The 19,731-nt window shown below is 68.0% G+C and carries 15 protein-coding genes; 10 read left to right on the top strand and 5 right to left on the bottom strand.

Features of this window, described 5'->3' with window-relative positions:
- Positions 1-26: 26 nt before the first annotated feature.
- From ACW17Y_RS09610 to ACW17Y_RS09585, 6 genes are read left to right on the top strand one after another with little or no spacing between them, the layout of a single operon-like run.
- Entirely contained in the window at positions 27-1,469 is a 1,443-nt protein-coding gene (locus ACW17Y_RS09610) for a glucoamylase family protein (RefSeq protein ID WP_492035493.1), read from the top strand.
- Positions 1,466-2,728, top strand: a complete 1,263-nt coding sequence (locus tag ACW17Y_RS09605; protein WP_492035492.1) for an extracellular solute-binding protein — start codon at positions 1,466-1,468, stop codon at positions 2,726-2,728. Before ACW17Y_RS09610 ends, ACW17Y_RS09605 begins: the two co-directional genes overlap by 4 nt.
- Positions 2,725-3,615: a carbohydrate ABC transporter permease gene (locus tag ACW17Y_RS09600; protein WP_492035491.1), complete on the top strand. Its 891-nt coding sequence runs from the start codon at positions 2,725-2,727 to the stop codon at positions 3,613-3,615. Before ACW17Y_RS09605 ends, ACW17Y_RS09600 begins: the two co-directional genes overlap by 4 nt.
- On the top strand, positions 3,612-4,427 hold the full coding sequence (locus ACW17Y_RS09595; RefSeq protein WP_492035490.1) for a carbohydrate ABC transporter permease: 816 nt from the start codon (positions 3,612-3,614) through the stop codon (positions 4,425-4,427). Before ACW17Y_RS09600 ends, ACW17Y_RS09595 begins: the two co-directional genes overlap by 4 nt.
- A gap of 2 nt (positions 4,428-4,429) precedes the next feature.
- The gene (locus tag ACW17Y_RS09590) at positions 4,430-7,636 is read left to right on the top strand and encodes a discoidin domain-containing protein (RefSeq protein WP_492035489.1); all 3,207 of its coding nucleotides are present in this window, start codon (positions 4,430-4,432) and stop codon (positions 7,634-7,636) included.
- A 38-nt stretch (positions 7,637-7,674) separates the two neighbouring features.
- Positions 7,675-8,109, top strand: a complete 435-nt coding sequence (locus tag ACW17Y_RS09585) for a hypothetical protein (protein ID WP_492035488.1) — start codon at positions 7,675-7,677, stop codon at positions 8,107-8,109.
- Between the two features lie 12 nt (positions 8,110-8,121).
- Here the strand turns inward: ACW17Y_RS09585 and ACW17Y_RS09580 are convergent, their stop codons facing one another.
- Positions 8,122-9,426, bottom strand: a complete 1,305-nt coding sequence (locus ACW17Y_RS09580) for a lytic murein transglycosylase (RefSeq protein WP_492035487.1) — start codon at positions 9,424-9,426, stop codon at positions 8,122-8,124.
- A 381-nt stretch (positions 9,427-9,807) separates the two neighbouring features.
- On the opposite strand from ACW17Y_RS09580, the gene ACW17Y_RS09575 reads away from it, so the two are divergent.
- Both ACW17Y_RS09575 and ACW17Y_RS09570 read left to right on the top strand, forming a co-directional pair.
- Positions 9,808-10,230 carry a cupin domain-containing protein gene (locus ACW17Y_RS09575; RefSeq protein ID WP_492035486.1) on the top strand — a complete coding sequence of 141 codons (423 nt, stop codon included), beginning with the start codon at positions 9,808-9,810 and terminating at the stop codon, positions 10,228-10,230.
- Positions 10,231-10,245: 15 nt separating this feature from the next.
- Positions 10,246-11,349, top strand: coding sequence for an acyltransferase family protein (locus ACW17Y_RS09570; RefSeq protein ID WP_492035485.1), 1,104 nt, complete (start codon positions 10,246-10,248; stop codon positions 11,347-11,349).
- Between the two features lie 36 nt (positions 11,350-11,385).
- On the opposite strand, the gene ACW17Y_RS09565 is transcribed toward ACW17Y_RS09570, so the two are convergent.
- Both ACW17Y_RS09565 and ACW17Y_RS09560 read right to left on the bottom strand, forming a co-directional pair.
- Positions 11,386-13,593 carry a methyl-accepting chemotaxis protein gene (locus ACW17Y_RS09565; protein ID WP_492035484.1) on the bottom strand — a complete coding sequence of 736 codons (2,208 nt, stop codon included), beginning with the start codon at positions 13,591-13,593 and terminating at the stop codon, positions 11,386-11,388.
- A 75-nt stretch (positions 13,594-13,668) separates the two neighbouring features.
- Complete coding sequence (locus ACW17Y_RS09560) at positions 13,669-13,905, bottom strand: hypothetical protein (protein WP_492035483.1); 237 nt, start codon at positions 13,903-13,905, stop codon at positions 13,669-13,671.
- Between the two features lie 90 nt (positions 13,906-13,995).
- On the opposite strand from ACW17Y_RS09560, the gene ACW17Y_RS09555 reads away from it, so the two are divergent.
- Both ACW17Y_RS09555 and ACW17Y_RS09550 read left to right on the top strand, forming a co-directional pair.
- On the top strand, positions 13,996-14,982 hold the full coding sequence (locus ACW17Y_RS09555) for a helix-turn-helix transcriptional regulator (RefSeq protein ID WP_492035482.1): 987 nt from the start codon (positions 13,996-13,998) through the stop codon (positions 14,980-14,982).
- Between the two features lie 81 nt (positions 14,983-15,063).
- Complete coding sequence (locus ACW17Y_RS09550; protein WP_492035481.1) at positions 15,064-16,476, top strand: hypothetical protein; 1,413 nt, start codon at positions 15,064-15,066, stop codon at positions 16,474-16,476.
- On the opposite strand, the gene ACW17Y_RS09545 is transcribed toward ACW17Y_RS09550, so the two are convergent.
- Together ACW17Y_RS09545 and ACW17Y_RS09540 are read right to left on the bottom strand one after the other, a co-directional pair.
- Entirely contained in the window at positions 16,470-18,827 is a 2,358-nt protein-coding gene (locus tag ACW17Y_RS09545) for a TonB-dependent receptor (RefSeq protein ID WP_492035480.1), read from the bottom strand. The two genes, ACW17Y_RS09550 and ACW17Y_RS09545, sit on opposite strands and share 7 nt — an antisense overlap.
- A 141-nt stretch (positions 18,828-18,968) precedes the next feature.
- On the bottom strand, positions 18,969-19,655 hold the full coding sequence (locus ACW17Y_RS09540; RefSeq protein WP_492035479.1) for a DUF2306 domain-containing protein: 687 nt from the start codon (positions 19,653-19,655) through the stop codon (positions 18,969-18,971).
- Positions 19,656-19,731 lie beyond the last annotated feature (76 nt).

The following is a 19,731-nucleotide window of genomic DNA, read 5'->3' as shown; positions in this document are numbered from 1 at the left end:
GACAGTTCCGAGTAAGAGGTGGTCCCATGGATCGTCGCAGCTTTCTGATGGGTTCCACCCTGGCCGGACTGGTCGCCGCCGCCGCATCGCCCGCCCTTGGCCAATCTGCCGCCCGACGCGGGTCCAGGGTCAACCCTGTGGATCCCGAGGTCGATGAGCTTCAGCGACGGACCTTCGACTGGTTCGTCCATGTCACGGACCGCGAGACGGGCCTGACGCCGGATCGCTGGCCGACCGAGTCCTTCTGTTCCGTCGCAGCCGTGGGCTTCGCCCTGACCTGCTGGCCGGTGGGGGTCGAACGCGGCTGGATGACGCGGGCCGAGGCGCGCGAGCGGACCCTGATCACGCTGCGCTTCTTCGCCGCCCTGCCGCAGGGCCCTGAAGCGACGGGCATCGGCGGCTACAAGGGCTTCTTCTACCACTTCCTCGATATGACGACGGGTCACCGGTACCGGACGACCGAACTGTCGACCGTCGACACCGCCCTGCTGCTCGGCGGCATGCTGTTCGCGGCGCAGTTCTTCGACGGCCGCCACGCGGAAGAGGTCGAAATCCGCCAGATCGCCCAGACCCTTTACGAACGGGTCGAGTGGGACTGGGCCGTGGTGCGGCCCAACCGTATCTCGATGGGCTGGCATCCGGAGACGGGCCACATCCCGCACGACTGGAACGTCTACAACGAAGGCATGCTGGTCCTGCTGCTGGCGATCGGCAGTCCGACCCATCCGGTCCCGACCGGGGTCTGGGACGAATGGGTCCATGCCTATGAGCAGAGCTGGACCGACCGCTGGGGCGACTGGCATCTGCAGTTCGCGCCGATCTTCGGCCACCAGTACAGCCACATGTTCATCGACTTCCGCGACATCCGCGACGCCTGGATGCGGGGCCAGTCGATGATGACGAACCAGTCGCTCGACTATTTCGAGAACAGCCGCCGCGCCGTCCACGCCCAGCGCAAATACGCCGTCGATAACCCTGGCGGCTGGGACGGTTATTCGGCCGATGTCTGGGGCCTGACGGCCTGCGACGGGCCGGGCGATTTCAAGCAGATCATCGACGCAAGGGAGCGGGAGTTCTTCAGCTACTCCGCGCGCGGCCCGGGCGACCGGGACGACGGCACGATTGCGCCCACGGCGGCCATGGCCAGCTATCCGTTCGCCCCGGCCGAGGTGACCTCCGCCCTGAAGACGATGAAGGCCCGCTATGGCAGGGACATCTACACCCAGTGGGGCTTCCTCGACTCGTTCAATCCGACCCTGACCGAGCGGGAAGGGCCACTGCAGCACGGCCGCATCGTGCCGGGCCTGGGCTGGGTCAATGGCGACTATCTGGGCATCGATCAGGGGCCGATCGTGGTCATGATCGAGAACGGCCGGTCCGAACTGGTCTGGCGCCACATGCACGGCGAGCCGAACCTGAAGCGCGGCCTGCAACGGGCCGGGTTCACCGGCGGCTGGCTGGACGCATGATCCATCGCCGGTCCGCGCTGGGACTGATGGCCGGGGCGGGCGCCGCCCTTGCGGGATGCGGCCGCGAGGACGGGATCACCCGGCTGACCTTCTGGGCGATGGGTAACGAGGGCACGCACGTGCCCCGGATTCTGCCCGCGTTCGAGGCGGCCAATCCGGGCATCAAGGTCGTCGTCCAACCCCAGCCCTGGACCGCCGCCCATTCCAAACTTCTGACCGCCTATGCCGGCGCGTCGCTTCCCGATGTCAGCCAGATCGGCAACACCTGGGTGGCGGAGCTGGCCGCGATCGGCGCCCTGTCGCCGACGCCAACGGCCGCCGCGGACCTACTGACCGATCAGTTCCCGGCGGTCCTTGAGACCAACGCCATTGCGGGGCACGCCATGGCCACGCCCTGGTATGTCGACACGCGGTTGATCTTCCTGCGCACCGATATTCTGACGCGCGCGGGCTTCGACGCCATGCCGACCGACTGGGCCGAGTGGAAGCGGGCGATGCACGCGGTCAAGCGCGTATCGGGCGACGGAAACTTCGCAATCCTGTTGCCGGTCAATGAGTTCGAGCAGCTTCTGACATTCGGTCTGCAGGGCGATCAACCATTGCTGCGGGATCAGGACACGCGCGGCAACTTCTCCAGCGAGTCGTTCCAGGCGGCGCTCGCCTTCTACAAGAGCCTGTTCGACGAAGGCCTCGCACCCCTGGCCTCGGCGGCCCAGATCTCCAACGTCTGGAACGAGTTCGCCAAGGGGTATTTCACCTTCTACTTCTCCGGCCCCTGGACCATCGGGGACATGAAGACCCGATTGCCGCCAGAGGTTCAGCCGCACTGGACCACGGCCGGCGTGCCCGGACCGACTGGCCCCGGCGCATCGGCGCCCGGCGGATCGTCCCTGGCCGTGTTCAAATCCTCACCGCATCAGGAGGCGGCCTGGAAGCTGGTGCGCTATCTGTCCGATCCGGCGGTGCAGGCCGAGTTCAACGTCATCAGTGGCGATCTGCCCGCGCGCCGCTCCGCCTGGGCCGCGCCCCGGGTGGCGTCCGACCCCTATGTCGCCGCCTTCAACGGCCAGCTGGCGCGCGCGAAAGCCGTGCCCAAGGTCCCCGAGTGGGAGCGGATCGTCACCGAGATGCAGATCGTCGCCGAACGGATGGTGCGCGGCGAGTTCACCGTGCAGCAGGCCGGCGCCGAGATCGACCGCCGCGCCGACCGCCTGCTCGAAAAGCGCCGCTGGATGATCGAACAGGGGCGGGCGGCATGATCTCTCGCCGGGAACGCGCCGCCTGGGGCTTCGTCGCCCCGTCGCTGATCGCCATCGCGGTCTTCTTCGTCATTCCTGTCGTGTCGTCATTGCTGCTCAGCCTGACCGACTTCGACATCTATGCGCTGGCCGACCTCGGCAATATGCGGTTCGTCGGTCTGCAGAACTACGAGCGGCTGCTGACCAATCCGCTGTTCTGGCAGGCGATGAAGAACACCGTCTGGTTCAGCGTGCTGGGCGTGCCCCTGTCGATCGTCGCGTCGCTCGCAGCGGCGGTGATCCTGAACGCGCGCACGATCAAGTGGCGACCGGTCTGGCGGGTCATGTTCTTCGCCCCCTATGTCACCACGCTCGTGGCCACAGCGGTGCTGTGGAACTACCTGCTGCACACCCGCTACGGCGTCATCAACTGGATGCTGACCAGCGTGGGCCTGCCCGCCTTCGACTGGCTGGGCAATCCCGACACCTCGATCCCGGCGATCCTGATCTTCGTCGTGTGGAAGATCTTCGGCTACAACATGCTGATCTTCCTGGCGGTGCTGCAGACCGTGCCGGACGACCTCTATGAGGCCGCGAGGATCGACGGCGCCGGGCCGTGGGCGCGGTTCACCAACGTCACCCTGCCGGCCATTGCGCCGACGCTGCTACTGGTGTCGATCATCTCGGTGGCGGGCTTCTTCCAGCTGTTTGCCGAGCCCTATGTTATGACGCAGGGCGGCCCCGCGCAGTCGACCGTGACCGTGCTCTACTTCATGTACGAAGAGGGCTTCAAATGGTGGAACCTGGGATCCGCCTCGGCCGTCGCCTTCATCCTGTTCCTGTGCATCTTCGCGGTGACCATGGTGCAACTGGCCGTGTCGCGGCGGCTCGGCGGAGAGCACACGTGAAGCCGCGGACCCTCCTGCTGAATATCGGCGTGGCCCTGATCGGGCTGATCGTGCTGTTCCCGCTGCTGTGGATGCTGTCGGTCAGCTTCATGGCGACCGGGGAGGCCGCCGTCTTCCCGCCACCGTTGCTGCCCAGCCGGCCGACGCTGGAGCACTATCGCGACCTGTTCGTGAACCAGGGCATGGGTCGCTACATGTGGAACAGCCTGGCCCTGGCGACGCTGGCGACCGGGCTGGCTCTCCTGTTCACCGTCCCCGCCGGCTACGCCTTCGCCAAGCTGACGTTCAAGGGTCGCGACCGGCTGTTCCAGCTGTTGATCGGCGCACTCGTGATTCCGGCACAGATCGGCACCCTGCCGCTGTTCCTGATGCTGAAGTCGATGGGGCTGGTGAACACCTATGCCGGCGCCCTGGTGCCGTGGCTGGCCTCGATCTTCGGCCTGTTCCTGGTGCGCCAGTACGCCCTGTCAATCCCGGACGAGATGCTGGAGGCGGCGCGCGTCGACGGCGCGACCGAAGGCCAGATCTTCCGCCGCATCGTCCTGCCGACCCTGACGCCGATCCTGGTGACGCTGGGCCTGTTCGTCTTCCTTGGCAGCTGGAACGACTTCCTGTGGCCGCTGATCATCCTGACGGACCAGTCAAACTATACGCTGCCGGTCGCGCTGGCGGCCCTGTCGCGCGAACATGTGCAGGATGTCGAGCTGATGATGGCGGGCGCCGTGATCACCGTGGCGCCTGTACTGATCCTGTTCCTGGCGCTGCAGCGGTTCTACATCCGCGGCATGCTGGCGGGCAGCGTAAAGGGTTGAGTATGCGTGTGTTCCTCGGGCTGATCGCCGCCTTGCTGTTGGCCGGTCCGGTTCAGGCCCAGTCGACCCGGACGCTGGATACGTTCGAGGACCTCGCGCCCTGGACCGCCGACGCCTCGACTGATGTGACCTCCACCCTGTCGAGCGCGCCCGGTCATCGCGGACAGGCGCTTCGGCTCGACTATGATTTCAATGGCCGGTCCGGCTACGCCTTCGCCGCGCGCGATCTGTCGTTCGAAGCCCCGGAAAACTACGAGATCCGCTTCCGGGTCCGGGGCGCGGGGCCGACCAACACCTTCGAGGTCAAGTTCACCGACGCCTCGGGCGAGAACGTCCACTGGCGCCAGACCACCCGCTACGATTTCCCCGACGGCTGGACCCTGTTCACGATCAAGAAGCGTCAGGTCGCCTGGGCCTGGGGCCCGAACGCGGATCGCACCTTCCGGGGCGCCGAGCGGGTTGAGTTCGTGGTCACGGCCGGAGAGGGCGGCCGGGGCTTCATCGAGATCGACGACCTGACCCTGCGGACCCTGCCGCCGGAGCCGTCGGTTCCGCCGCGCCCGGTCGCCGAGGCGACGAGTGAAGATGGAAACTCGGTCGCGTCCCTGAGTGTGGATGATGACCCTCTCAGCGCATGGACCACGATCGGTGCGGGCGAGCAGAGCCTGACGCTGGATCTCGGCTACGAGCGCGAGTTCGGCGGCCTGACCCTGCGCTGGACCGAGGGCCGGGCGGCGTCCGCCTATCGCGTCATGGCGTCCGGAGACCGCCGCCAGTGGCGTGAGATCGCCAGGGTGCAGCACGGCGACGGCGGGACGGACTGGCTCAGGACCCGCGAAGCGTCGGCTCGCTGGCTGAGGCTGGATCTGACCGCGCCCCAGACGGCTCCAGGATCGGGCCAGATGGGTGCGGGCTTCGGCACGACAGGGGCGGCGGCGACCGCCTATTCTCTGGCTGACCTGCGCATTGAGCCGTTGGCGTTCGGAGAAGACGAGACCGCCTTCCTGACCGCCATTGCGGGCCAGAGTCGGCGTGGTCTCTATCCGCGCGGCTTCCGGGGCGAACTGCCCTACTGGACCCTGGTCGGGGTCGATGGAGGCGGCGAGAGCGGCCTGATCTCCGAGGATGGCGCCATCGAGCTGAAGCGCGGTGGACCTTCGATCGAACCCTTCGTGCTGGACAACGGCCGGCTGGTGACCTGGGCCGATGCCCGGATTGAACAGGCCCTCGTCGAGGACGACCTGCCGATCCCGACGGTGACATGGATCCACGAGGACTGGAGGCTGAAGGTCACGGCGATGGCCGAGGGTTCGCCCGACGCGGCCGCCCTCTACGGTCGCTACGACCTGACCAACACCTCGTTACAGGAGCGGAACCTCACGCTGGCGCTGGCGGCGCGACCGATGCAGGTCAACGGGCCGGTGCAGTTTCTGGCGGTGCCGGGCGGCGCGAGCCCGATCCGACAGATGCAGTGGCACGGCGGAGAACTGGTGCTGGACGACGGGCTGCGGGTCCATCCGCTGGTGGCGCCCGACGCCGTGCGCACCGCGATCTTCGACGCCGGGGCCGATCCCCAGAGTCTGATCGCGCGGGCCGGCGAGGGCGTTCGCGATGGAGCCCTGACCGCAGACGCCACCGGCCTGATGGCGGGCGCGATGCTCTACACCGTGACCTTGCGGCCGGGCGAGACGCGGACCTTCGGCTGGGTTTCGCCGCTCGACGGGCCGCGACCGGCCCTGCCGGCGACGGCCTCCGTGGAGGCGGCGCTGGACACGATCCAGACCCGCGTCGCCGCCGGCTGGCGCGAGAAGCTGGACCGGTTCGACCTGACCACGCCGCCGGAGGGCCAGCGGATCGAGGACACGATGAAGACTTCGCTGGCCCACATGCTGATGTCGCGCCAGGGCCCGGCGCTGCAGCCCGGCACCCGCAGCTACAATCGGTCGTGGATCCGCGACGGCGCCATGATGGCCGAGGGATTGAACCGCCTGGGTCATGCTTCGCTGTCGCAGGACTATCTGCGCTGGTACGCACCCTATGTCTTCGACAACGGCAAGGTCCCCTGCTGCGTCGACAGCCGGGGCGCCGATCCGGTGCCAGAGAACGACAGCCACGGCGAGTTCGTCTTCCTCGCCGCCGAGACATACCGCTACACCGGCGACCTGACCCAGTTGCGCGCCGTCTGGCCCCAGGTGCAGGCCGCCATCGGCTATATGGATACACTGCGCGCCTCGACCCGCACCGAGGCGAACCGGACGCCGGCGACGCGCCACTTCTACGGCCTGTTGCCGCCGTCTATCAGCCACGAGGGCTATTCGGACCGGGCGGCCTGGTCCTACTGGGACGACTTCTGGGGCCTGCTCGGCTACCGCGACGCCATCGAGATCGCAGAGGCCCTGGGCGAGACCGAGGCGGCGGAGCGGTTCGGGGCGGCGCGGGAGGAGTTCGCGGCCGACGTGACCGCCTCCATCACCGGCACGGCCATCCATCACCGCATCGACTGGATCGCGGGCGCGGCCGACCGGGGTGATTTCGACGCCACCTCCACGACCATCGGCCTGTCGCCGGGCGGCCTTCAGGGCGAGCTCCCGCAGGGCCTGCTGATCCGGACGTTCGAGAAGTACTGGGAGAATTTCACGGCGCGCGCAGCGAACCGCACGGCGTGGCGCGACTATACGCCGTATGAGCTCCGCACCGTCGGCGCCTTCGTGCGGCTGGGTCAGCGCGAGCGGGCCATGGCGGCGCTGGACTTCTTCTTCGCCGACCGCAGGCCGCAGACGTGGAATGGCTGGGCCGAGGTGGTGGGGCGCGACCTGCGCGAGCCGCGCTTCATCGGCGACATGCCGCACGCCTGGATCAGCTCGGACTATATCCGGTCGGCGCTGGACCTGTTCGTTTACGACCGTGACGAGGATCATGCGCTGGTCCTCGCGGCGGGGCTGCCGATGAGCTGGATCGACAGCGCGACGGGCGTCGGAGTGCGCGAGGTGCGAACGCCCTACGGACCGCTGACCTACGCCCTGCGTCGCCGGGGGGACCTGACCACCCTGACGCTGTCGCCGGGCGTGACGCCACCGGGCGGCTTTGTCTTGCAATGGCCGGAGGGGGAGACCCTGCCCGCGCGCATTCGCATTGATGGGCGAAGCGGAGAGTGGACGGGGCGCGAACTGGTCATCCCGGCGGGGGCGCGGCGGGTGGAACTGCGCTGACGCTTTTCGGGAGGCCGGGGAGGGGATAGATCGTCGCCATGACCCAGACTCTCCGCCGCCTTCTCGACCTGCCCGGCGTCGCCGACCTCGAAGCCAAGGCGCTGATGAAGCCCGGCTATGCGGATCCGTCGCGCCGCGACGAGTTTCCCGAGGTGGACGAAGTCTTGGTCGCCGTCTTCGGCCTGACCGCCGAACAGGCGGAGGACACGGCGCGTCCCGAAGACTGGGACGGGGTCGAGCGGCTGTCGCCTCAGGATCAGGCGGACCTCTTCGAGGCCGAGGGCTGGGACGTTCGCGACGCAAAGCGCAAGCCGCTGCGGATGCTGGCCGTGATGGCCGAGCCGCTCGCCCTGGCCATGCGCGGTGTGGCGGGAACGCTGCCTGAAGCGGCCTTCGTGCCCGAGCCGGCCGTGGAGCAGAGCGACTGGGGCTCCGGCATGGCCGCCGAGGCGGCGCGGTTCAGGAAACGCTGACCACGGGTCTGGCTACATCCCGCGCATCAGCTCGTCGGCCAGGGCCGCCGTCAGATAGCCGTCGGCGATGCGGCCGTGGGCGATCTGCCATTGCTTGAGGGCGCGGCGGGTGCCCGAGCCGATGACTCCGTCAATGACGCCGGGGTCGTATCCGGCGCGGGCCAGGGCCGTCTGGGCGCCGAACCGCTGCTCGCGCGAGATCGGACCGTCATTGGGCCAGGTTCCGACCAGACCCGGACGTCCCGCGATGCCGTCGGCGGTCAGACCGATGGCGAGGGCATAGCTGACCGAGTTGTTGTAGCGGCGGATGATGTAGTGGTTGGGCAGGGCCAGGAAGGCCGGGCCGCGCGCGCCCTGGGGCAAGAGGATCACGCCGTTCTCGGCGGCCTCGTCCGATGACGGCGCGCCGCCGCGAGCGAGGCTGACGCCACGCTGGGCCCAGAAGCTCCACGGGCGGCCGTCGGCTTCGGCGAGGGTGTAGTCGAAGTTGGCCGGCAACTGGATCTCGTAGCCCCAGGCCTGGCCGCGCTTCCAGCCTGCCTGGGCCAGCAGGTTGGCGGCGGAGGCGAGGGCGTCGGCGTCCGAGCCCCAGATGTCGACATGGCCGTCGCCGTTCTGGTCCACGCCGAGCCTCAGATAGTTGTCCGGCATGAACTGGGTCTGGCCCATCGCGCCGGCCCAGCTTCCCAGCAGGCCCGACCGCTCGCGGCGGCCGTCGATGACGATGTCGAGCGCGTTCAGCAACTGGAGCTCGGCCCAATCGCGGCGGCGGCCTTCGAACGCGAGAGTGGCGAGCGAGCGGATCACGTCCTTGTCGCCCTGGACCTGGCCGAAGCTGGATTCATTTCCCCAGATGGAGACCAGGATCTCGGCCGGCACGCCAAACCTCTGGATCACGGCCCACGGAACGGCGTCGATGCGACGACGCGCTTCGGCAATGCGGGCGGCGGAGGCGGCGTTCGAGATATAGGCGCCGGCCGGGCGGCTGAACTCCGGCTGGTTGGTATCCAGGCGGATCACCTCCGGGTCGAACGTGAGACTGGCCAACTGCTGTTCATAGAGGGCGCGACGGGCGCCGCCCTTGCGGGCGAGGAAGCCCTGCTTCCAGGCTTCGAAACCGGCGGCGTCCTGCGAATAGGCGGTTGAAGGCGTCCCTGCGGCGTTGAGGCCCGGCGGCGGCGTCATGATCATGGGGCTACCGCCTTCAGTCCGCGGTGGAGGCGTCGTAGCCGCGCCTGCTACCACCGGCGGCGGCGGCAGCATCGGCGCGCAGGCCGAAACGCAGGCGATCAGGGCGAGGCGGTAGTCGAAACGCATGAGCCTAGGGTTTCCCGAATAGATCCGGCCGGATCAAGAGCCTGCAATTAGCGCGCGAGTATGGCGTGGCGTTGCGGCGAAAGGATGAATGCGGCTTCAACCGTGTTCGATTCCACGATCTTAGGAAATCTGCGACATTCTGTCATCGCTCTCGGACACGGCCTGGTGGCGGAGGGGCGACGCAACGGGTGTGCAAACCCGTAGACCCTCCGTTCAACTCGGAGGCCAGGCCTCCAAGCGCCTTTTTAGTGCGCTAACCCGAGCGACGCGGTCGCTCGCTGCTTGAGCTACTTTGTAGGGCGCTACCGTTCGACGCGCGGCGTCTCGCTGCTTGAGCGCGGACTCCCTCACATTCGACGATGAACGCGCTACGGTGCGGGCATGCTAACTGCCGCCGAAATCATCGCCCTGCTGGATCTGAAGCCCCACCCGGAGGGCGGTCACTATCGCGAGACGTTCCGCGATCCGCGCGAAGGCGACGGTCGGTCCGTTGGCACAGCGATCTATTTCCTGCTGGCCGAGGGCGAGAGTTCGCACTGGCACCGCGTCGATGCGGGGGAGGTCTGGCACTGGCATGCCGGCGCGCCGCTGGAACTGCGGATCGCTGATCCCCTCGAGCGCACTGTCGCGTTGGGGCCTGACCTGATCGCAGGCGAACGGCCGCAGGCCGTCGTGCCGACCGGCGCCTGGCAGGCGGCGCGCAGCCTGGGGCCGTGGACGCTCGTGGGCTGCACAGTCTCGCCGGGATTCGACTTCGCCGGGTTCGAGATGGCGCCGGAGGGCTGGTCGCCGAAGGGAGTCTGACTGTATCACGGCGTCGTGACCACCACCGCTCCCTCCGCGACAGCCGCGCCGCGCCGTTTCGAGGCGCTGGATTCCCTGCGCGGCATCTGCGCCGTGCTGGTGGTGATGTTCCACATGCCCGTGGCCAGCCACTGGCGCGACTGGGGTCTGGTCCAGCACGGCTATCTGTTCGTCGACTATTTCTTCGTGCTGTCGGGCTTCGTCATCGCCCACGCCTATGCCGAACGCCTGAACACCCCGCGTGAAGCGGGACGGTTCATGGTGCGCCGTCTGGGGCGCGTCTGGCCGCTGCATGTGCTTATGCTGGGCGCCTTCATCGGGCTGGAGCTGGCCCGGCTGTGGTTCCAGATCGACTTCGCCACGCCGTTTACGCGCGACCGGTCTGTGGAGGCGATCTTCGCCAACCTGCTGCTGATCCAGGCCTGGCATATCCTGCCGTCCCTGACCTGGAACGGACCGGCGTGGACGCTGAGCGCCGAGGTGGCCTGCTATCTGATTTTCGCCGGACTGGTGCTGGTCGCGCCGAAGCGGTTCCGCTGGATCGGTGCGGTGCTGGCGGTGATCGGCGGGATCATGGTTCTGATGTTCGCTCGCCGCTGGATGAACACGACCTACGATTTCGCCGTGCCGAGGGCGGTCTACGGCTTCTTCCTGGGCTGTCTGTTGCAGGGCGTCTGGATGGGAATTCCCCGCCTGAAGGGCTGGGCCGCGACCGCGCTGGAGGTGGCGACCGTCGTGGCGATCTGCGTCTTCATCGGCTGGGCCGAGGGGCCGGTCACGGTGGCCGTGACCCTGCTGTTCATCGGCGTGGTCTGGGTTTTCGCGGGCGAGGACGGCGCCCTGTCCAAGGGGCTGGACCATCCGGCGCTGGTGACTTTGGGACGATGGTCGTTCGCCATCTACATGGTGCACATGTTCCTGTTGACGGTGATGATGATCATCGCCCGCAAGCTGGACTGGATGCCCGGTGGCCGACGGATCGACTTCGGCTCCGTCTGGCTGAATGATCTGTTCGCCGTCGCGATGTTCGGCCTGATCGTCGTGGTGGCGGTGGCCGCCCATCGCCTGGTGGAGCGGCCGGCCCAGAGGCAGATCGATCGCTGGACGTCGAGCCGCTGAGCCTGGAGCCGGCGGAGTGACGGTCTGGCCTGTGTCTCAGGCCGCCAGACGCGCCGGGCGGGACGCGATCTTGTCCACGCGGAAGCGCGACACCAGTTCGCTGAGCTGATCGGCTTCTCCGGACAGGGCGTGGCTGGCGGCGCTCGTCTCCTCGACCATCGCGGCGTTCTGCTGTGTCACGGAGTCCATCTGGGTCACGGCTGTATTGACCTCATGCAGGCCGGTCGCCTGCTCCTGGGCCGAGGCGGCGATGGTCTGGATCAGGCCCTCGATACGGGTGACATGGCCCGCCATGGCCTTCAGCGTCGTGCCCGCCTGACCGACCAGGTCCACGCCGCTGGCGACCTGACTGGTCGATTGGTGGATCAGTTGCTTGATTTCCTTGGCCGCCTCCGCCGACCGCTGGGCCAGGCCGCGAACCTCCTGCGCCACGACCGCGAAGCCGCGACCGGCGTCGCCGGCCCGGGCGGCCTCGACCCCGGCGTTGAGGGCCAGCAGGTTTGTCTGGAAGGCGATTTCGTCGATCACGCCGATGATCTGGCTGATCTGCTCGCTGGACTTCTCGATGTCGGCCATGGCCTCGACGGCCTTGACGACTACAACGCCGGAAGTTTCGGCGGCGACACGGCTCTCGGTGACGACGCGACGAACGTCCTCCGCGCCCTTCGCCGTCTGGCGAACCGTGGCGGTGATTTCCTCCAGGGCGGCAGCCGTCTCTTCAAGGTTGGCGGCCTGCTGCTCGGTGCGCCGCGACAGGTCGTCGGTAGCGCCGGTGATCTCGCCCGCGCCGGACTTCACGGCCCCGGCGCTTTCAACGATGACCCGCATGGTGGCGCCCAGGTCGTTCACCGCCGCGTTGAAGTCCGCCCGCAGGGCCTCGTATTCCTCGGGGAAGACATCGTCGATCCGCGCGGACAGGTCACCCGCAGCCAACTGGCCCAGACCGGTCCCCAGCGTCGTGATGATCTTCTGCCGCGACGCCTCCTGGCTCTGCCGCAACTCCTCCTGGGCGCGACGGTCGCGTTCGATGGCGGCGGCCTGCGCTTCCTGGCGGTCGCGGGCCTGGCGGCGATCCAGGATGGCGCCGCGGAACACCTCGACCGACTGGGCCATTTCGCCGATCTCGTCGCCGCGCGCGGTGTAGGGGACGGGCTTGTCGTAGTCGCCGGCCGCCAGTCCGCCCATGTAGCGGGTCATCATCCTTACGGGCTCGACGATCAGCCTGGAGCCGAACCACAGCAGCGCACCCGCCAGCACGAGCAGCAGGAAGGCGGTGATGAGCATCTGGTTGAGGGCCTTGTTCGCCCCTGCCATCACGGCGCTTTGCGGCGCCTCGATGATCACCCACCAGCGGTCGGCCGTGCCGGGAATGACGATGGGGGCGGCGGCGCGAAGCAGCTTGCCGTTCGGGCCGGCGATGACTTCCTGGGCATAGTCGTCCTGGGCGGCCCGTGCGATCAGGTCCGTCAGGGTCTTGTCCTCGACGGGCTTGCCGAGCTTGGAGGCGTCGGGATTGGCGACCCACAGTTCGCCGCCGCCGATGATGCTGACCACGCCCTCGCCGAAGGGACGCAGCTGACTGGCGCGCGTCGACAGTTCGTCCAGAGCCACGTCGGTGGTCACCACTCCGATCGGGGCGCCGTTTCGGTGCACCACTGCGACGGCCGACGTCATAAGCACCGGCTCTCCGTTGACCGGATACACATACGGCGCCGTCAGAAGGGTCCGATCCTCGGTCATGGGCCTGGTGTACCAGGAGTCGATGCCGGACTCGGCGGTCATCACCAGCTTGTCCGTCAGCACCGTCCTGTCGGGACCCCAGTAGAAATAGGGCACGAAGCGGCCGGAGGCGTCGGAATACGGATGGGCGGTGAAGGCGCTATCACGGCCGTCCAGACCGTTGGCCTCGAACACGGGCGTCATGCCCAGGATATCGGGATTGCTCTTGACCAGATGGGTGAAGATGCGGCCGATCTCATCCCGATCGACGCGCGCCGGATTGGCGACCATGCTTTCGACGACGGCGGCGCCCACCGACACGTTCTTTACCGCCTGACCGATCTCCTTGCCGATCCGTTCGCCATAGCCTGCCATCAGGGCCTCGCCCTGATCGGAGGCGTTGCGCTGGGCTTCCGCTCGCATGGTGGACCAGCCGACCAGGGTCACGCCGACGCCGGACGCCAGAAGGACCGCGCCGACCGCCAGGACCAGAGTCAGGCGAAGCGAAAGTTTGGGCCGTAGCATCGAAATCCCTCTGAGATGTTCGATGGGTCTACGGCGCAGCTGTTAACGTTAAGTATGTCGCCCGACCTGACGTGATCAGGCCGCCATGCGGAAGTCGTCATAGCGGGCGTCCGCGGCGCGGGCCTCGTCCCACAGGGCGTCCTCGTCCGAGTAGCGGGCGCTGGCGCTGGCGCGGGCGTCGATGACGTCGACCACCTGTTCCTCCAGCCGATCCCAGATCACGGCAAGGTCGCCGCAGCCGTCGGCCTCGCACGGGACGATCAGGTAGCGCGAGGCGTTGGTCCGGGTCTGGGGAGCGAAAGCGCGGGCCATGGGGTGTCTCCGGTCTCGAAGCGGTTGCTGTTGATCCTGAGATAGGACAGTGTTGCGTCAGTTTCGGACGTACCTTTTGGAGGCGGGCGCTTGCGGCACGACAAGGCGGTGATGGTCATCGAACTGGCGCGGCGCATGGCGGCGTCGGCCGAGGGGCTGACGCTGGACGAGATGGCGTTCGAGACCCGCGTCGGGCGACGCACGGCCGAGCGGATGCGAGACGCCGTGATCCTGCTGTTCCCGTCGGTGGAGGAGGTTTCGGATCCGCCGACCAAACGCTGGCGCATCCGGGGCGGCCTGTCGGCCTTCGAACAGGCTCCGACGGCCACCGAACTGCTGGAACTGTCCAAGGCGGCGCAGGGCCTGCGGGCGGCGGGCGAGCCGGGCCGGGCGGCGGCGCTGGAGGGGCTGGAGCGCAAGCTGAAGTCGGCGATGCGATCGACGACCCTGAACCGTCTGGCGCCCGATCTGGAGGCCCTGGTCCGGGCCGAGACCATCGCCGTGCAGGCCGGCCCCCGGCCTCACGCCGACGAAGCCATGCTGGCCACCATCCGGGGCGCGGTCCTGGCCCAGTCGCCGCTGGGTTTCACCTATTCACGGCCGGGGGCGGAGGCGCGCCGGCGTTCTGTCGCGCCCTGTGGCGTCATGTTCGGTCGCGCCAACTATCTGGTCGCCGCGGATCGGGAGAGCGGGCGGATCCAGACCTTCCGCCTCGACCGGATGAGTGCGGTGGAGGCGCAGGACGGCTTCGCCCCGCCGCCGCCGGAATTCGACCTGTCCGGATTCGCAAGCCAGTCGTTCGGCATCTATCAGGACGAGATCGAGGACGTGGTCCTGCGCGTGTCGCCCGAAGGGGCGGCCGAGGCGCGGGGCTGGCGCTGGCACCCGACCCAGACGCTGGAGGATCAGGCGGACGGCGGCGTGGTCGTGCGCTTCCGGGCCTCGGGCATGCGCGAGCTGGCCTGGCACCTGTTCACCTGGGGCGAACAGGTGACGATCGTCTCGCCGCAACGGCTGAAGGCGGTCATGGCCGGGGAGCTCGCGGCGGCGCAGAGGGCGGTGGAAGCGGCGCCGTAAAATCGTCGGCTGAGTGAGCAAACCTTAAGGTGACCGCGTTCGCCAGCGCCGATACCCATTCGACGAAGCGAGGGGATAATCATGCGCGGACTTCTGGCGGCTACGGCCCTCATATTGGCGTTGGCGGTCTCTCCGACGCGGGCACAGACGAGCGATCCGGTCGCCGTGACGGTCGTGCGGGATGGCGACCGCTGGAGCGTCGAATACGTCCTGAACGCCGACGCGCCGGTGTGGATGTTCCAGCATTCGGCCCTGTTGCGGGTCGGGCGTGCAGCGTGGCGGCCGTCGCGCTGGTCGGTCGAGACGCCGGGCGTGATTCTGGATCGGCAGGGAAACTACGACGTGTTGCGAACCGCCGACGGCGGCTCCGTACCGCGCCATCTCCGGATCGCGATGCGGCCGGAGCCGGGCGATCTCGAGGCCGACTACGATCCGGCCCTGGTCTTTTCCGACGGAACTGTGGCCCTGTATTCGGACCAGTTCGATGCCAGCCCGCTGGTCTCACTGGCTCAGGTCCGCGCCCTGCCGATGGATCTGAACGGGATCGACCTGCCGGGAGCCCCGGCGGCGGTCACCTATCGCGACCGCGCCGGACCGGTGTTGTTCCGCGGCGAACGGTTGGCCGAGGTGACGGCTGCGGACGCCGGAACTTATGTCCTGTTCGGGGAGGCCAAGGTCGAGATTGGCGAGGGCGTCACCACGGTGATCGATCCTGGCCTGCCAGTCTGGCTGGGCGCGCAGCTGGCCGATTTCACGCCCCGGATCATGGAGTTCTACGGCAGCCGGCTCGGCCCCAATGAAGGCGGGCAGCCGACCCTGATGGTCAGTTGGACCGGCCCGACCGAAAGTCTGTCCAGCATGGGCGGGAGCGTTCTGCCGGGCATGATCTCGATGAATTTCGAGGGCGAGGGCGTTCTGGATCCGGAGCCGGCGGCCCTGGCGCGGGCGCGCTGGTTCATCGGTCACGAGAGCGCGCATTTCTGGATGGGATCGAACGGGCTGAAGTATGAGCGCGCCCGCGACGCCTGGATCACCGAGGGCGGCGCCGACCTGATGGCCGTGAGGGCGACCAAGGCAGTCGATCCTTCTTATGATTCGACAACCGAGCTGCAGCGCGAGGTCGACGATTGCATCGCCATGGCGACCGGCAAGCCGATCGCGACCGCCGGGGAGCGGGGCGACAATCGCGCCTACTACGCCTGCGGTGCCGTCTGGAGCCTGGCGCTGGAAGGGGCTCAGCGCGAGCGGACCGGCGGCGACTTTCTCGACGTCGTCGCCGAGTTCCAGCGCCGCAATGCCGACGACAAGACGGTCACGCGCGAAAAGTGGCTGACCCTGCTGACCGACCTGTCGCGCGATCCCTCGCTGCGGATCGGCATCGAGCGGATGCTGGACGAGGGAAGCGACAATCCCGCCGCCGAGATCGCGCGTCTGTTCGAACGCACCGGCGTGGATTTCCGCACGGAGGGCGACCGGCTCGTACTGGCTCAGTAGCGGGCGCGCAGGGTGACCCCGATCGTGCGCTCGTCGCCGGGGGCGCCGATGACGAGGCCCGAGTTGCCGGTCTGGACGCTGACGAACTGGAGGTACTCCTCGTCGAGGGCGTTCTTGACGAAGACCGACGCCTCCCAGCCGGTGTCGGACCGGAAGCCGGCGCGCAGGTTCAGCAGGCTGTAGCCCTCGATCTCGGTGTAGCGGGACACCGCGGCGTCGGAGTTGTAGGTCGAGCGATAGCTGGCATCGGCGCCGACGAAGACCTCGCCCGACAGACCCAGCGCACTGCCGGGGCCATGCAGTTCACCTCCCAACGCCACGGCCCAGGGCGAGACGCCGGGCAGGGCCTTGCCGCTGAGATCGCACGCTGCGGTCGAGGCGCCGACCCGTTCCAGCGGGCAGGGGCCGTTCGTGAACGACGTATACTCGCCATCGGTCCAGGCGACGTTGGCGTAGAGGTCGATCGCATCGGTCGGGCGGGCGTTGAGGTCCAGTTCGACGCCCTTGATCTCGACCCGTTCAACATTGGCCAGATAGCCGCGCAGGGCGCCGGGACCCGCGTCGACGACGTTGGCCTGGAAGTCGGCGATCCCGGTCGAATAGGCCGCGAGGTTGGCGGTCAGGCGTCGGTCGAAGGCCTGGGTCTTCAGGCCCAGCTCCCAGGTCGTGACCTCCTCGGGCCGGACCTCGGCGGCGGTCAGGGCCGGGAGCCCGGCGGCCGTGGTCGGCAGGCCCGCCATGTTAATGCCGCCCGATTTGAAGCCGCTGGCGTAGCTGACGTAGGTCAGGACGTCGGGCGTCAGTTCGTAGGAGACGGCGACCTGGCCTGACAGGCTGCCGTCCGAAATCTCGGCGGCGTACTGCTGGGGCCGCGCGATGCCGAGGCGGCGTGACAGCAAGGTCGCGTCGTTGGTGACGAGGCCGCCGGCGACGGTCGCCGTGTATTCGCCCGACTTCTCCTCGTGGGTGTAGCGCAGGCCGGGCGTGATCTTCAGCCGGTCCGTGACGTTCCAGGTCAGCTGGCCGAAGGCGGCGTAGCTGGTGGTCTCGATCGAGGAGACGTTGAAGACCTTGTAGCCGTCCAGCAGGGCGGCCGGCGTGCCGGCGGCCAATAGCCAGTAGGAGGCGTCGCGGCCGTATTCGGTCACGCCATTGGTCGCGACCGTCTGGTTGAAATAGTAGAGCCCGCCGACCCAGTCGATGCGGTTGTTTCCGACGGACGACAGGCGGAATTCCTGCGTCGTCTGGTCCTGATGCGAGGGGTTGGCGGACTGCCGGACGATATCGAGGCCGATATAGTCGCGGTCGTTGGCGGGCTCCCAGTCCCACTCGCGGTACGCGCTGATGGAGGTGAACAGCAGGTCGCCGAAGTCGTAGTCGACGATCAGCGATCCGCCCGCCTGCCACTGGTCGGCCTGGATGTCGCCGTCGACGTCGGCCAGCCGGTCATACGGGTTGGCGCCGGGCGCCGCATAGCCGCGACCGGCGGCGAGGGCGGCATACTGCTGCGCGAGGGGCTTCAGGGTCACGCCGGCGGTCACGAACACCTGGGTGCAGCACTCCAGAAGCTGGCGGTTCCAGTCGCCATAGGCCCGTACCGTCAGCTGTTCCGTGGGCTGCCACAGCAGCTGGCCGCGCAAAGCGAAACTGTTCTGGTCGTTCTGGGTGCGGCCGATGCGGACGTTCTCCAGCGTGCCGTCGCGGCGGGTCGAGACGATCGACAGACGCCCGGCCAGGGTGTCGTCGATGATCGGGCCGGTGACGGTCGCCTTGGCCTGGACGAAGCTGAGGCTGCCGACCGTGACCTCGGCCGTGCCCGACGGGGTGAATGAGGCGTCGCGGGTGGTGATGTTCAGGGCGCCGGCGGTGGTGTTCTTGCCGAACAGGGTGCCTTGGGGTCCGCGCAGGATTTCGATCCGCTCGAGGTCCACGAAGTCGAGCGTCGCCGTCGCCGGGCGGGCGTAATAGACCTGATCGACATAGATGCCGACCCCCTGTTCCAGACCGTCATTGGCCAGGCCGTAGCTGGCGCCGATGCCGCGGATGGTGATGGCGGTGTTGCGCGGGTTCGACGACAGGAGCTGAACACTGGGCGCCTGCTGGGTCAGCTGGCCGACGTTGTAGGTATTGGTGTCTTCCAGCTGTTGGCCGCCGATGACGGTCAGGGCGACCGGAACCTCCTGGGCGCGTTCCTCTCGCCTGCGGGCGGTGACGACGATGTCGCCGAGCTGGGCTACGCCGGGGGTCTGGGTCTGTGGCGCGCCGGCGGGCTCCTCCGCATGGACCGCAGTCGCGCCGCAGCCGAGGACGAGCGCCAGCGCGCCGGTTCGCAGTAAATGTTGTTTGGTCATGACTATCCCCAGTCGTGCAGTTTGACTGCAAGCTGGGCGATGTGCCCACCAGCGCCAAGCGGGATTTCCTGACGGCCGGTGGTAGATTTTCTATCGCGACGTCGGCCGGTTGCGAACGGAGAGGCTGACCGACGCGTTGCGTCAGGCCGCCGCTTTCGGCCCGCCGTACCAGCGGGTGAACAGGACCCGGGTCAGCCAGAAGATCATCAGGATAAGGACCAGGAGCGTGGGCAGGGGCAGAACGCCCGATTGACGGATCAACTCCGGAAAGGCCTTGGCTCCCGGACCCTCGAACAGCGATCCCGCCGCGATGAACAGGGCGCAACACATGCGCCATAGATGGCGGGCTATCCTTTGCCGGCCCGACAGGCCGCGGCGCAGCAGCGTGGCTGCGTCGAGAAGGGCGGCGAGCACGGCCACGCCGCCGAGGAAGAAATAATCAGACGCGGGATAGCCTCTGCTCAGGCCGGTTTCGCTGGCCAGCGCCTGAAATCCGAGACCGACCAGTCCGGCTCCGGTGGCGGCGATGGCGAGAAACAGGACCTGTTCCGACAGGCCGACGCGGCCCTCGGCCCGGCGCACCGTCAGCCAGGACGTGGCGGTCAGATAGAAGGTCAGCACCCCCGCCAGGAAGGCGATGAACTGATGGGGGATGAAGAAGGCGATCCAGGCGCCGGCCGCCGCCGACGTCAGCATCGAGACAAAGAAGGCATGACCCGCCGCGCGGTGCACCGGTCGCCCCTTGGGGGCCAGAAGCGCGATGAAGCCTGCAAGCACGGCGACCGTTCCGGTCCCCACATGGAGCATCATCAAGGGCGACATCGACATCAGGCTTCTCTGGGACGTAGTTGGCAAACGGTCGGACTGTTCTGCCGCATCCCCGCCGCGCGATCGTCCGGGCGGG

It is taken from the genome of Brevundimonas sp. AVps7, assembly GCF_058681545.1.
The sequence above is the reverse complement of the archived record's forward strand: the minus strand, read 5'-3'. Positions and strand labels throughout refer to the sequence as shown.

Excerpts from the sequence above, each read along its gene's own strand:
- ACW17Y_RS09610 (WP_492035493.1), top strand. The coding sequence starts at position 27 with ATGGATCGTCGCAGCTTTCTGATGGGTTCCACCCTGGCCGGACTGGTC.
- ACW17Y_RS09605 (WP_492035492.1), top strand. The coding sequence starts at position 1,466 with ATGATCCATCGCCGGTCCGCGCTGGGACTGATGGCCGGGGCGGGCGCC.
- ACW17Y_RS09600 (WP_492035491.1), top strand. The coding sequence starts at position 2,725 with ATGATCTCTCGCCGGGAACGCGCCGCCTGGGGCTTCGTCGCCCCGTCG.
- ACW17Y_RS09590 (WP_492035489.1), top strand. The coding sequence starts at position 4,430 with ATGCGTGTGTTCCTCGGGCTGATCGCCGCCTTGCTGTTGGCCGGTCCG.
- ACW17Y_RS09585 (WP_492035488.1), top strand. The coding sequence starts at position 7,675 with ATGACCCAGACTCTCCGCCGCCTTCTCGACCTGCCCGGCGTCGCCGAC.
- ACW17Y_RS09580 (WP_492035487.1), bottom strand. The coding sequence starts at position 9,426 with ATGCGTTTCGACTACCGCCTCGCCCTGATCGCCTGCGTTTCGGCCTGC.
- ACW17Y_RS09575 (WP_492035486.1), top strand. The coding sequence starts at position 9,808 with ATGCTAACTGCCGCCGAAATCATCGCCCTGCTGGATCTGAAGCCCCAC.
- ACW17Y_RS09565 (WP_492035484.1), bottom strand. The coding sequence starts at position 13,593 with ATGCTACGGCCCAAACTTTCGCTTCGCCTGACTCTGGTCCTGGCGGTC.
- ACW17Y_RS09560 (WP_492035483.1), bottom strand. The coding sequence starts at position 13,905 with ATGGCCCGCGCTTTCGCTCCCCAGACCCGGACCAACGCCTCGCGCTAC.
- ACW17Y_RS09550 (WP_492035481.1), top strand. The coding sequence starts at position 15,064 with ATGCGCGGACTTCTGGCGGCTACGGCCCTCATATTGGCGTTGGCGGTC.
- ACW17Y_RS09545 (WP_492035480.1), bottom strand. The coding sequence starts at position 18,827 with ATGACCAAACAACATTTACTGCGAACCGGCGCGCTGGCGCTCGTCCTC.
- ACW17Y_RS09540 (WP_492035479.1), bottom strand. The coding sequence starts at position 19,655 with ATGTCGATGTCGCCCTTGATGATGCTCCATGTGGGGACCGGAACGGTC.